Genomic DNA, 12,795 nt, shown 5'->3' with positions numbered 1-12,795 from the left:
AGGTCAACGCCGGTGCCCTAGCCCCGGCGGCATCATCCTTTTTGCGACCTGCTGAATGATCCGGCTTTTCTTCCTGTCGTCCCTGGGCGCCCCGCGTCCGTTCATCCTCGCCCTGCTGCTTGCCATGCTCGCTGTTGTCCCTGCCGGGGCGCAGCAGCCTGCCCCCGCGCAGTCTGGGCCGCCCGCATCCGCCACCGGTATGAGCGCGGCCGAGTTGAACACGCTGGCCGACCAGCTGGAAAACGAGACCGAGCGGCGCAGGCTGATCGAAACCCTGCGTGCGCTGTCGGCGGCGCAGCGAGGTGGCGGTCAGCCGCTGCCAGCTCAGCCTGCGCCGGCGAAGGCGGCTGAACCGGCCAAAGCACCCGGACCGGCCGCTGCACCGGCAGAAGACGATCCGGGCGCGGCCATCGTCGATACCGTGGTCGAGCATGTGCGTCGAGCCGGGTCTGGCATGGCGGCCCTGGGTGCGGTGTTCTCCGATCTGCCGGCACTGCAGACATGGTTGACGCAGCAATGGGAGAATCCGAAACGTCGCGCGCTGTGGGCCGATGTGCTGCTCAAGCTCGGCGCCACGCTGGCGGTTGCTGTCGCGCTGCAGGCCATCGCCTTCCTGCTGATCCGCCGACCGCTCGCCGCGCTTGAGGTGCGCAAGTCGAATCCACTCTGGCTCGCTTCTCTCTTCCTGCTGTTGCGGATTCTGTTAGCGATCATTCCCACTGCGGCCTTCGCGCTGGCGGCCTATGGCACGCTGTGGTTATTGGCACCCAACAATCTCACGCGCGACATCGCACAGATCATCGTTCTTGCCTTCGTCGCCACCCGAGCCGTCGATATCGGCACGCAGATGCTGCTGGCGCCGGATGCTGCACTGAGCCGGTCGTTGCGGCTGGATGGTGAAACCGCAGCCTATATCCATGTCTGGCTGCGGCGGCTCAGCGCGGTCGGTATCTTTGGCTATGCCATCGTGCGCATCGCCCAGCGCATCCGAATTCCGGCCGATGGTGTGGATGCGATCGCTACGCTGGCCGGCTTCATCTTCGCCTTCCTGCTGGCCGTGCTGGTGCTGCAGAATCGTGCGGCGGTGGCGGCGCGGATCCGCGGCTCTGATGTGCCGGCGGCCGACACGGCGTCACCACGCAGCAATGCGGTTCGCCTGCTGCGCCATCGCACCGGCGATATCTGGCATGCGCTGGCACTGCTGTATATCGGCGCCACCTTCGCGGTCTGGGCCTTCGATGTCAGCGGCGGCTTCGCGCTGATCCTGCGCGGTACGCTGGCGACACTGGGCGTGCTGATCCTCGTGCGCGTGATCCTGTTTGCTATCGAACACGGTCTGGGCGGGCTGTTTGCCGTGCGGCCGGAAACGCGGCATCGCTTCCCTGGCCTGGAGGCGCGCGCCAACCGTTACCTGCCACTGCTGCTGGGATCGCTGCGTCTGCTGCTCTATGTCGTGGCGACGTTTGCCATCCTGCAGGCCTGGGGCATAGATACGCTCGGTTGGCTCGGCAGTTCGACCGGCCGGAATCTCGCCGGCCGTGTCACCACGATCTTGCTGGTCGTCGTAGTCACGCTGGTGCTGTGGGAAGTGACCGGAGCCGGCATCGAATATTATCTCACGCGCCCGGGGCGCGACGGCCAGCCGCCAATGCGCTCGGGCCGCGTGCGTACGCTGCTGCCATTGCTGCGCCGGTTCGTTTCTATCGTTCTTGGACTGATCGCCGCGCTGATCGTGCTGTCGGAACTCGGCATCAACATTGCGCCGCTGCTGGCCGGCGCCGGCGTGATCGGTCTCGCCATCGGCTTCGGCGCGCAGACCCTGGTGAAGGACGTCATCACCGGGATCTTCATTCTGGCCGAGGAGACTGTGTCAGTTGGCGACATTGTCGATCTGGGCGGTAATGGTGGCGTGGTGGAGGATATCTCGATCCGCACCATCCGGCTGCGCGACACCGAGGGTGTTGTGCATGTGATTCCCTTCAGCGAGGTCACCAGGATCAAGAACATGACGCGCGGATATGCCCAGGCGCTGTTCGATATCGGGATCTCGTATCGCGAGGATGTTGATGCGGTGATCGAGGAGATCAGGAAGCTGGGAGCTGAATTCCGCGGTGAGCCGGAATGGGCAGCTCGTATCCTTGAGGATCTCGAAATGTGGGGTGTCAACGAACTGGCGGATTCTGCGGTAGTGATCCGTTTCCGCATCAAGACCCAGCCGGCGCAGCAATGGAGCGTGAAGCGTGAATTCAGCAAGCGCCTGAAGAAACGGTTCGACGAGTTGGGGATCGAGATGCCGTTCCCGCACCGCACGCTGTATTTCGGCGTGGACAAGGCGGGTAATGCGCCGCCAGTGCGGCTGGCACGGGCACAAGCGAACGTGCCGGAAGCAGAATCCGACCCCAAGCCTGTTCCCGAATAAGAGTTCGGCTCAGTCCTTGTCCATCAGGCTGTCGCGGATCGCCTTCAGTTTCGCATGCAGTGCATCGTCGCGAACGCGCGGCAACAGCTTGTCCAACTCGGCGGCGAGCTCTGCCGGCGAGAAGTAGCCGCGCCAGGCATCCGGCGCTTCGTCCAGACTGCAGACCGTCGAGTTCGGCGGGTTCAACTTATCCATCGCCATAGTCTAGCGCGGAAACGACGCGCTGTCGTCACCGACGTGTCATCGCAGCGGCATCGCACTGTCACTGATCGTCGCTACTGACTCTCCTCCCGGACAACCAACAGGGAGAATCGGATATGAAACCGATCGTTTACGCATTGATCTCTGCCACTTTCCTGGCCAGCTCGGCTCTGACGCCAGTTCTGGCCCAGGATGCCAAGCCATTCCGCGCCACCGTCATCGGCCATGTATTGCTGCCGGCCGAAAGCTTCGTGCCGGCACCGGCCGACGCGCCGGCCCTGCTCAGGACCTCGGGCAAGTTCACGGGTGCTGTACGTAATGACAAGCTGCGCAGCGTCGAAGGCATCTCGGCGCTGTCCGACAAGACCGCGCCGCGCAAGATCGGCATCAGCCTGCCATTCGATGGCCAGCCGGTGCAGGGCTTCTCCGGCATCAAGGCGCTGGGCAACGGTGAATTCCTCGTCGTCACCGACAACGGCTTCGGCAACAAGGCCAACTCGCCCGACGCGATGCTAATGTTCCATCGCTTGAAAATCGATTTCGCCAGCAATCAGATCCAGCGTCAGGATACCCTGTTCCTGCATGACCCCGATCGCAAGGTACCGTTCCTGATCGTCAACGAGGCGACCGACAAACGCTATCTAACCGGCGGCGATTTCGATCTCGAATCCGTGCAAGTGGCCGGCGATACGCTGTGGTTCGGCGAGGAATTCGGCCCGTATCTGATCGCCACCGATCGCCAGGGCAAGGTGAAGCAGGTCGTCGAGACCAAGGTGAGCGGCAAGCTGGTGCGCTCGCCAGATCACTACGCCATGCGCAGCCCCGGTGCGCCGGCCGCGATGAGCTTCGAGATTCGCCGCAGCAAGGGCTTCGAGGGCATGGCCGCCAGCAAGGATGGCAAGTTCCTCTACCCGTTGCTGGAGGGCGCGCTGTGGGACGCGGCTGCCAACGGCACCGAGAAAGGCGCGGATGGCAAGGAATACCTGCGCATCCTGGAATTCGATCTCGCCAAAAGCGACTGGAGCGGCCGCAACTGGAAATACCGCCTCGAGGCCAACGGCAACAGCATCGGCGACTTCAACATGATCGACGCCAATACCGGCCTGATCATCGAACGCGATGATACCGAGGGCAATGCGGCGCGGGCCTGCAAGGGCGAGATCAAGCCTGACTGCTTCAACGTGCCGGCGAAGTTCAAGCGTATCTACAAGATCGACCTCAGCCAGGTCGATGCCGATGGCTATGCGAAGAAGGTCGGCTATATCGACCTGATGGATATGGCCGATCCGAACCGCAAGGCGAAGCAGGGCGGCGAGCCGGGCGAGGGCAGCCAGCGCCTGACCTTCCCCTTCTTCACCATCGAGAATGTCGATGTGGTCGATGCTATGCATATCATCGTCGGCAACGACAACAACCTGCCGTATTCGTCCGGCCGGCAGCTCGGCAAGAGCGACGACAACGAATTCGTACTGCTCGAAGTGAAGGACTTCCTGGCCGCCAAGTAACCGGCGCCAGCAATTAAAGAGAGCCCGGCCGGAGGATATCCTGGCCGGGTTTTTTTATGGTGTCACGGCCGTCCTGATCCAGGCGGCCACGGCATCCTTTGCAGCGCCTGGCGTGCTGAGGTGATTGCCGGAAACCTGCAGATACTGGCTTTTCGCATTGGCCGGCAGCCTGTCGAAGACATAGCCGCGACCCCGGCCGGAAATCGGATCGCCATCGCCGATCACCCAGAGCACGGCGGTATTGTCCGGAATCTTTGACGCCGTCACCGACATTTCCGCATCCGACGTCGGGTCAAAATAGGACAGGTAGTCCTTCGCGGTCATGCGCACCTGCAAAGTTCGGCCCTGGTTGTTGTCGTTGAAATCCTTGCGCGTGCCGCCCTGGCCGGCAGCCACCAGGCTGCGGGCCTCCTCGATGCTAGCGCGCGTGGGGCCGATGTTTGCATAGAACACGGGGATATGACCCGGTGCCACCAGAACAAGCGCATCTACGTCGCCGCCGCGCGCGGCATAGCCCATGGCTGCGGGGCAGCCCATGCTATGGCCGGCGAGGACGATCTTGGTCGCACCGCGACCGCGCAGGGTTTTGACATGGCCGTCGATCTCGGCCATCGCCTTGTCCCAGTCGCCATCAATATAACGCCGCGCCGACCAGGGCAGGTCAGGCGTCAGGGCGATCATGCCTTCCTGCTCCAACCTGTTTTTCAGGACGGCGAAATTGGGATCGCTGGGTCCGCCGGGGTTCTTGCCGTGCAGCATCACCACGCCGATCTTGTCCTGTGCCCAGCCAGGCGCGGCGGCCAGAAGCAGAAAGGCCGCCAGAACGGCCAGCCAGACCCGAAAGCGCATGTCCATTTCCCCCCGATTTCAGAGGACTATGGAACCTCCGCCCCGAGTGGACAAGGCGTCGGTATTGCCCCGGGAGTCACTGCCCCGTAGATTGCGGGCAACCTTTACTCATGCCCGATTCGCGGCTTTCCGTCGCCGGGCTCCTGTTGTGGCCCGCCATGCTCAATCCCCGTATCGACGAACTCAGCGACTATCCCTTTGCCCGCCTGCGCAGCCTGCTCGATCCTGAGCCGACGCCGGCTGGCCTGCCGGTGATCAACCTGTCCATCGGCGAGCCGAATCATCCACTGCCGCCGATGGTGATCGAGCAGATGACGGCGGACCTGAGCATCCTCAACCGTTATCCGACCATCAACGGCACGCCGGAATTCCGCGCCGCCTGCGCCGCCTGGGTGACGCGCCGCTACAAGCTGCCGGAAACCCTGATCGAGCCGGAGACGCAGATCGTTGCGCTGACCGGCACGCGCGAAGGTCTCTATATGATCGCCAACGTGATCGTGCCGCAGAAGAAGGGCCCGAAGGGCGAGCGGCCGCTGGTGCTGATGCCCAATCCCTTCTACCAGACCTATGTCGGCGCGGCGGTGGCTGCTGGCGCCGATCCGTATTTCATGCCTGCCCATGCCGAAAACGGCTTCCTGCCCGACTTCAGGTCGTTGGACAAGGACACGCTGGAACGCACAGCGCTGGTCTATATCTGCTCGCCGGCCAATCCGCAGGGCGCGGTGGCCAGCGTGGAATATCTCGCGCATCTGATCGAACTGGCGCGTCGTTACGATTTCGTCGTCGCTTTCGACGAATGCTATGCCGAGATCTACGACACGGTGCCGCCGCCGGGCGGCCTGGATGCCGCATTGCATCTGGCCGGCAGCAAGGTGGGCCAGGATGCGCTGAAAAACGTCGTGGTGTTCCACTCGCTGTCCAAGCGTTCCAGCGCACCGGGGCTCAGGTCTGGCTTCTGTACCGGCGATCTGGAGATCACCAAGGCCTTTCTGAAATTGCGCAACTATGGCTGCACCGGCATGATGATGCCGGTGGTGGCAGCCTCGACCGCTTTGTGGCGCGACGAGGCGCATGTGGTCGAGAACCGCGCGCTGTATCGCCAGAAATTCGACATGGCGCAGAACGTGCTGGGCAACCGTTTTGGCTTTTTCCGCCCCGCCGGCGGCTTCTACCTCTGGCTCGATGTGGGCGATCCGGAGGCCATGGCGCTCAAGCTGTGGCGCGAGGCGGCGTTGCGCACCCTGCCGGGCAATTACCTGACCCGGCCGGAAAACGGTGGCGAAAAAGCCGGAAAATCCTATCTCCGCATAGCTTTAGTGGCGGATTTGGAGTCCACGAAGGTCGCGCTTCAACGCATTGGTAACGTTCTCGGGGCTTAACTAAGCAGGCTAGGGCGAATCGGCCCGGGTCGGCGGCTGTGTTTGTGCGCCGGTATGGTTAATCCTGTGAGGAACGGCATGGCTGCCAGGTCCAAGAAGAAGCGGTCTTTCTTCCCTGAAGGTTTCGACGATTTCCTGCGGCTCCGCGCCCGCGAGGGCGGCGGCATCCTGATCCTTGGCCTTGGCTTCCTGCTGGCGCTGGCGCTGGCGAGCTTCGATCCGGCCGATCCCAACTTCAATCACGCCACGCCCAAGGCGCCGCATAACTGGCTCGGCCTGCCCGGCGCCTACACCTCCGACGTGCTGTTGCAGACGCTCGGCCTCTCGGCCTGGCTATTCGTGCTGCTGCTCGCCTCCTGGGGCTTCCGCATCGTGTCGCATCGCGGCCTGCCGCGCTGGTGGCTGAATGTGGCGCTGGTGCCCCTCACCCTGATCCTCTTCGCCGCTTTCGCGGCCGCCCTGCCGGTGCCCACCACCTGGGCGCTCCGCGCCGGTCTCGGCGGCGTGGTCGGCGACTTCATCCTGTATCACCAGATGGTGCCGTTCGGCGTCATGTTCGGTCTGCCGATCTCTGCGGTGCTGCCAGCTGTGATCTGCTTCGGCCTCGCCGTGCTCAGCTTCTATTTCGCCTCAGGGTTAAGCATGGGCGAATGGCGCAGCATGGGCGCCGGCCTGGGCTTCGGCGCCGCCGCCACCGCGGGTCTGGCGGCCCAGGGTATCTACCAGAGTGGCAAGGCCGCCGTGCGCGCCGGCCAGGAAACACAAGGCTTTTTCAGCCGGCTGAAGTCTGCCTTCACCCGCGATGACGAGGACGACAAGCCAGTGGTGCGCAAGGCCGAGCCGAGCTTCGGCAAGGCAAAGACCAGGGCGGCCGCTGACGACGACTATGTCGATCCGGACGATCTCGACGAGGTCGACGACGAGGACGAAGACGACATGCCGCGTCTGCCGGTGGCCAAGCGTGCCGACGAGGGCCGCGTCACCCGCCGCATCGAAAAGCCCAAGGCCGGGAGCCGTGCCACCCGCGAAGCGCAGACCACGCTCAATCTGGGTGATGCCGGCGATTTCGAACTGCCGGAACTGTCGCTGCTCAAGCCGCCGCCGGCCGATGCCGGTCGCGAAAAGATCAACGAGGATGCGCTGGAGCAGAATGCCCGCATGCTCGAATCGGTGCTGAATGAATTCGGCGTGCAGGGCGAGATCACCAAGGTGCGTCCCGGCCCGGTCGTCACCCTGTATGAACTCGAACCCGCGCCCGGCACCAAGTCGAGCCGCGTGATCGGCCTGTCGGACGACATCGCCCGCTCGATGAGCGCGCTGTCGGCCCGCGTTGCCGTCATCCCCGGTCGCAATGCCATCGGCATCGAACTGCCGAATGCCAAGCGCGAAACCGTCTACCTGCGCGAACTGCTGGCCTCGGCCGAGTTCGAGAGCCCGTCGACCAAGCTGGGCCTGGCGCTGGGCAAGGATATCGGCGGTTCGGCGATCATCGCCGACCTGACCAAAATGCCGCATCTGCTCGTCGCCGGCACCACCGGTTCGGGCAAGTCGGTCGCCATCAACACCATGATCCTGTCACTGCTGTACAAGCTGACGCCGGATCAGTGCCGTTTCATCATGGTTGATCCGAAGATGCTGGAACTCTCCGTCTATGACGGCATCCCGCATCTGCTGGCGCCGGTCGTCACCGAACCGGGCAAGGCGGTCGTCGCGCTGAAATGGACCGTGCGCGAGATGGAAGACCGCTATCGCAAGATGTCAGAGCTCGGCGTGCGCAACATCGCCAGCTACAACGAGCGTCTGGCGGTGGCCCGTGCCAAGGATGAGACGCTGGGTCGCACCGTGCAGACCGGTTTCGACGAGGCCGGCAAGCCGATCTATGAAGAACGCCCGATCGACCTCAACCCGCTGCCCTTCATCGTCGTGATCGTCGACGAGCTGGCCGACCTGATGCTGGTCGCCGGCAAGGATATCGAAGCCGCGATCCAGCGCCTGGCGCAGATGGCGCGCGCCGCCGGTATTCATCTCATCATGGCGACGCAGCGCCCGTCGGTCGACGTCATCACCGGTACGATCAAGGCCAACTTCCCGACGCGCATATCTTTCCAGGTGACCTCAAAAATCGACAGCCGCACCATCCTGGGCGAGCAGGGTGCCGAGCAGCTGCTGGGCATGGGCGACATGCTGTTCATGCCGGGTGCCGGCCGCATCAGCCGCGTGCATGGCCCCTTCGTGTCGGATGAAGAAGTCGAACGCGTGGTCAAGACGCTGAAGGATCAGGCCGAGCCGATCTATGTCGAGGCCGTCACTGCCGACGCCGATGGCGGCAAGTATGGCGCCCCGGGCACCGGTGGCGAAGGCGGTGGCAGCGAGGAAGACACGTTGTATGACCAGGCCGTCGCGCTGGTCTGCCGCGAGCGCAAGGCCTCGACCTCGTTCATCCAGCGTCATCTGCAGATCGGTTACAACCGCGCGGCCCGCATCATGGAACGCATGGAAAAGGAAGGCGTGGTCGGCGGTGCCAATCATGTCGGCAAGCGCGAGGTGCTGGCCCGCAATATCGAGGCGGCCGAGTAGACGCTTCCTGAAATCTTTCTAAGGAGGAAGCCCGGTCCGGGATATCCGGCCGGGCTTTTTTCGTGACTGGCTGCCTGGCCGGGAATTTTCGTGCTATCCTGCCGTTGTCGCTGCCACCAACCGGATGGCTGCCATGACCGACAGACTGCAGCGCCAGTGGCTGATCTGGTATATCGCGCTGGCGATCTTTGCGATGTTCTTTGCCGCGGGCCACATTGCCGGCGCGAAACGCGCCGCCGTGCTGACCCTGCAGCCGCATGTCGAGACGCAGCTCACCGTGTTCAGCCTGCTGGGACACGACATCTACTTCGATCTGGATTTCGACCGCAGCGCCGCCAAGGGCGATGACGACAGCCTGCGCAGCCGCGAACTGGGCGGCCTGCGTCGCAGCAGCAGCGGTGCGCCGCTGCTCATGCCAGGCCAGCCCGTGGTGATCGAGGCGGTCATAAACGATGGACTGCCGTTGCGCCTGAGCGCTACGTCCGCCAACCGGTTCGACCGTTTCGTGGTCAGCCGCAGCCTGCGCGCGGATGGCATCGTCTATGCTTCACTTGCATCGCCGGCCGAACGTGACGGGGTTTCGGCATTGCGGGCCCGGCCCGGCATCAACCGGGTCAGCCTCCGTGTCTTGCAGGTTGGCGGCTCGCTGCGCGGCGAGGTGGTCGAACTGGCGGCACAGCCACCGCTGCGCGCTGGGGCGACACAGCCGGGCTACGACGGTTTCGTGCTGGTGTACTGGCTGCTGCCGGTCGCCATGATTGGTTTTATCGGCTCGGGCATCCTGCTGGTGCGACGCGGCGCGGCCCAGCGGCAGCGCAACGGTTCCTAGCCGGCCGCAGCGGCCAGCGCCGCTTTGCGCGCATTCGTCAGCGCGCGTTTCGACCCCGCGGGGTCGTTGCGCAATGCGCGGGCCAGCAGCAACCCGCCGACCATCACCGACAGCACGACTTGCGAGCGATCGTCGCGTTGCTGCCGGGTCGGTGCCTCGATCTGCGCCGCGAACAGGGCGAGCAGTTTGCTGATGCCATCCTCGTAGGCCGCCTGCACCACGCCGCCGGCGCGCTGCGCTTCCATGCCGACGCTGGCCATCACGCAGCCATGCTGCGGCTGGTCGCGATGCGCCTCGGTCAGATAGGTCTCGATCAGGGCGGCGAGTTTCTTGCCAGCCGGCGCCTGGGCGGTGATCTGTTCCAGCCGCGCCCTCATATGGGCGAAAGCGGAGTCGACCGCTGCCGCAGCCAGTGCCTCCTTGGACTCGAAATGCCGGTAGAAGCCGCCATGGGTCAGGCCTGTTTCGGTCATCACGTCGGCCACGCAGGTCTCTGACAAGCCGCGCTCGCGGATCATGCGTCCGGCGGCTCGGACGATCTGACGGCGGGTTTCCGCTTTTTCCTCGGCCGACCGGCGCATGACGACCTTTCGCAGCTGCAATATTCGCTTGACGATTAGATGATATCAATCATCTAATTTGGACGGCAAGAAAAATCAGGAGAGCTACCATGTCCGTCCCGCAGAAAGATTCCATTGTCATTGCCTCCGCCATCCGCACGCCGCTCGGCCGTTTTGGCGGCGCGCTCGCCAGCGTGGCAGGCAACGAACTTGGCGCCGTGGTGATTCGCGAAGCGCTGGCGCGCGCTGGCGCGCAGGGCGAGCAGGTGGATGAAGTGCTGATGGGCTGTGTGCTGCCGGCCGGGCAGGGCCAGGCCCCGGCGCGTCAGGCCGCACGCAAGGCCGGGCTGCCCGATCATGTCGGTGCCGTCACCATCAACAAGGTCTGCGGTTCGGGCATGCGCGCCACGATGCTGGCGCATGACATGCTGCTGGCCGGCTCGGCCGAGATCATGGTGGCCGGCGGCATGGAGAGCATGTCGGGCGCGCCCTATCTGCTGCCGCAGATGCGTTTCGGCCACAAGGCCGGCCACACCAAGGTCATCGATCATATGATGATGGATGGCCTGGAAGACGCCTATGAGCGCGACCGCGCCATGGGCACCTTCGGCGAGCAATGCGCCGAGAAATACGGTTTCACCCGCGTCGAGCAGGATGCCTACGCGATTGAAACCCTGACCCGCGCGCGCAAGGCCGTGGAGAGCGGCTGGTTCGACGCCGAGATCGTCGCCGTCACGCCGCAGGCCAAAGGCACCGAGACTCTGAGCCGCGACGAGAATCCGCTCAAGGTGAATCCGGAAAAGATCCCGACTCTCAAGGCTGCCTTCAAGGCCAACGGCACGATCACGCCGGCCAGTTCCTCGGCCAACGCAGATGGCGCGGCGGCACTGGTACTGGCGCGGGAATCGACCGCCAAAGCCAAGGGCCTGCCGGTGGTGGCGCGCATCGTCGGTCATGCCGTGCATGCGCAGGCGCCGGACTGGTTCACCACTGCACCGATCCCGGCGATCCGCAAGCTGCTGGAGAAGACCGGCTGGAACATCAGCGATGTCGATCTCTTCGAGATCAACGAGGCTTTCGCGGCTGTGCCGATGGCTGCAATGCGCGACCTCAATATCGGCCATGACCGCGTCAACATCCTGGGCGGTGCCTGCGCGCTCGGCCATCCGATCGGCGCCACGGGTGCGCGTATCATCGTCACGCTGCTGAATGCGCTGGAACGTTCCGGCGGCAAACGCGGCATCGCCTCGCTCTGCATCGGCGGCGGCGAGGCGACGGCCATTGCGGTCGAGCTGGCAGCCTAGCCAGCGGCAGTCCTGACCTTTATTCTGCTGCGGATTCATTTTCCGCAGGAGAACCGTCATGGATGTGCGCGCCGCTGTCGCCTTTGAGGCCAAGAAACCGCTCAGCATCGAGACGGTGAAGCTGGAAGGGCCGAAAGCTGGCGAAGTGCTGATCGAGATCAAGGCCACCGGCGTCTGCCACACTGATGCCTATACGCTGTCGGGCCTCGACTCTGAAGGCAAGTTCCCCTGCATCCTCGGACATGAAGGCGCCGGCGTGGTGGTCGACATCGGGCCGGGCGTCACCAGCGTGAAGAAGGGTGATCATGTCATTCCGCTCTACACGCCGGAATGCCGCCAGTGCGACTACTGCCTCAGCCGCAAGACCAATCTCTGCCAGTCGATCCGCATTACCCAGGGCGCCGGCCAGATGCCGGACGGCACCAGCCGCTTCAAATGCAGAGGCGAGACGGTCTGGCATTACATGGGCACGTCGACCTTCGCCAACTTCACCGTGCTGCCCGAGATCGCGGTCGCCAAGATCCGCCCCGACGCACCTTTCGAGAAGGTCTGTTACATCGGCTGTGGCGTCACCACCGGCATTGGCGCTGTGGTCTATACCGCCAGGGTCCAGGCCGGCGCCAATGTCGTGGTCTTTGGGCTGGGCGGCATCGGGCTCAACGTCATCCAGGGCGCGCGCATGGTCGGTGCCGACCGCATCATCGGCGTCGACATCAACCCTAGCCGCAAGGCAATGGCCGAGAAATTCGGCATGACGCATTTCGTCAATCCGAAAGACATGAAGGATGAGGAACTGGTGCCCCATCTGGTCGAACTGACCAAGGGCGGTGCCGATTTCAGCTTTGAATGCATCGGCAACACCAAGACGATGCGCCAGGCGCTGGAATGCTGTCACAAGGGCTGGGGCGAGAGCATCATCATCGGCGTGGCGCCCTCGGGCGCGGAAATCTCGACGCGCCCGTTCCAACTGGTGACAGGCCGCGTCTGGAAGGGCTCGGCTTTTGGTGGCGCGCGTGGTCGCAGCGACGTGCCGCAGATCGTCGACTGGTATATGGAGGGCAAGATCAATATCGACGACCTGATCACCCATGTGATGCCGCTCGAGAAGATCAACGATGCCTTCGACCTGATGCATAAGGGCGAATCGATCCGCTCGGTCGTCACCTTCTGAT

At 63.9% G+C, this 12,795-nt stretch carries 10 protein-coding genes; 7 read left to right on the top strand and 3 right to left on the bottom strand.

The genetic code is table 11. The annotated features are described in order from the left end of the window. Positions 1-55 precede the first annotated feature (55 nt). A complete protein-coding gene (locus FNB15_RS02350; RefSeq protein WP_144067175.1) occupies positions 56-2,419 on the top strand; it encodes a mechanosensitive ion channel domain-containing protein in 2,364 nt (787 codons plus the stop codon). 9 nt (positions 2,420-2,428) lie between these two features. On the opposite strand, the gene FNB15_RS02345 is transcribed toward FNB15_RS02350, so the two are convergent. Beyond that, entirely contained in the window at positions 2,429-2,614 is a 186-nt protein-coding gene (locus FNB15_RS02345; RefSeq protein WP_144067174.1) for a hypothetical protein, read from the bottom strand. Positions 2,615-2,736: 122 nt separating this feature from the next. Between FNB15_RS02345 and FNB15_RS02340 the strand changes: the two genes are divergently transcribed. Further along, complete coding sequence (locus FNB15_RS02340; RefSeq protein ID WP_144067173.1) at positions 2,737-4,125, top strand: esterase-like activity of phytase family protein; 1,389 nt, start codon at positions 2,737-2,739, stop codon at positions 4,123-4,125. 54 nt (positions 4,126-4,179) lie between these two features. On the opposite strand, the gene FNB15_RS02335 is transcribed toward FNB15_RS02340, so the two are convergent. After that, entirely contained in the window at positions 4,180-4,974 is a 795-nt protein-coding gene (locus tag FNB15_RS02335) for an alpha/beta fold hydrolase (RefSeq protein WP_221932726.1), read from the bottom strand. A 158-nt stretch (positions 4,975-5,132) separates the two neighbouring features. Here FNB15_RS02335 and FNB15_RS02330 point away from each other — a divergent pair, with 158 nt between their 5' ends. From FNB15_RS02330 to FNB15_RS02320, 3 genes are all read left to right on the top strand, one after another. Further along, a complete protein-coding gene (locus FNB15_RS02330; RefSeq protein ID WP_144067171.1) occupies positions 5,133-6,353 on the top strand; it encodes an aminotransferase class I/II-fold pyridoxal phosphate-dependent enzyme in 1,221 nt (406 codons plus the stop codon). A gap of 78 nt (positions 6,354-6,431) precedes the next feature. Beyond that, the gene (locus tag FNB15_RS02325; protein WP_144067170.1) at positions 6,432-8,930 is read left to right on the top strand and encodes a DNA translocase FtsK; all 2,499 of its coding nucleotides are present in this window, start codon (positions 6,432-6,434) and stop codon (positions 8,928-8,930) included. A 133-nt stretch (positions 8,931-9,063) separates the two neighbouring features. Continuing rightward, positions 9,064-9,759 (top strand): hypothetical protein, encoded by a 696-nt coding sequence (locus tag FNB15_RS02320; protein ID WP_144067169.1) that lies wholly within the window; start codon positions 9,064-9,066, stop codon positions 9,757-9,759. Here FNB15_RS02320 and FNB15_RS02315 read toward each other — a convergent pair. Then, positions 9,756-10,340, bottom strand: a complete 585-nt coding sequence (locus FNB15_RS02315) for a TetR/AcrR family transcriptional regulator (protein WP_144067168.1) — start codon at positions 10,338-10,340, stop codon at positions 9,756-9,758. The two genes, FNB15_RS02320 and FNB15_RS02315, sit on opposite strands and share 4 nt — an antisense overlap. An 89-nt stretch (positions 10,341-10,429) precedes the next feature. Between FNB15_RS02315 and FNB15_RS02310 the strand changes: the two genes are divergently transcribed. After that, positions 10,430-11,623, top strand: coding sequence for an acetyl-CoA C-acyltransferase (locus FNB15_RS02310; RefSeq protein ID WP_144067167.1), 1,194 nt, complete (start codon positions 10,430-10,432; stop codon positions 11,621-11,623). Between the two features lie 58 nt (positions 11,624-11,681). Then, complete coding sequence (locus FNB15_RS02305) at positions 11,682-12,794, top strand: S-(hydroxymethyl)glutathione dehydrogenase/class III alcohol dehydrogenase (protein WP_144067166.1); 1,113 nt, start codon at positions 11,682-11,684, stop codon at positions 12,792-12,794. Position 12,795 lies beyond the last annotated feature (1 nt).

Source organism: Ferrovibrio terrae (assembly GCF_007197755.1).
GTDB classification, from domain to species: domain Bacteria; phylum Pseudomonadota; class Alphaproteobacteria; order Ferrovibrionales; family Ferrovibrionaceae; genus Ferrovibrio; species Ferrovibrio terrae.
The sequence above is the reverse complement of the archived record's forward strand: the minus strand, read 5'-3'. Positions and strand labels throughout refer to the sequence as shown.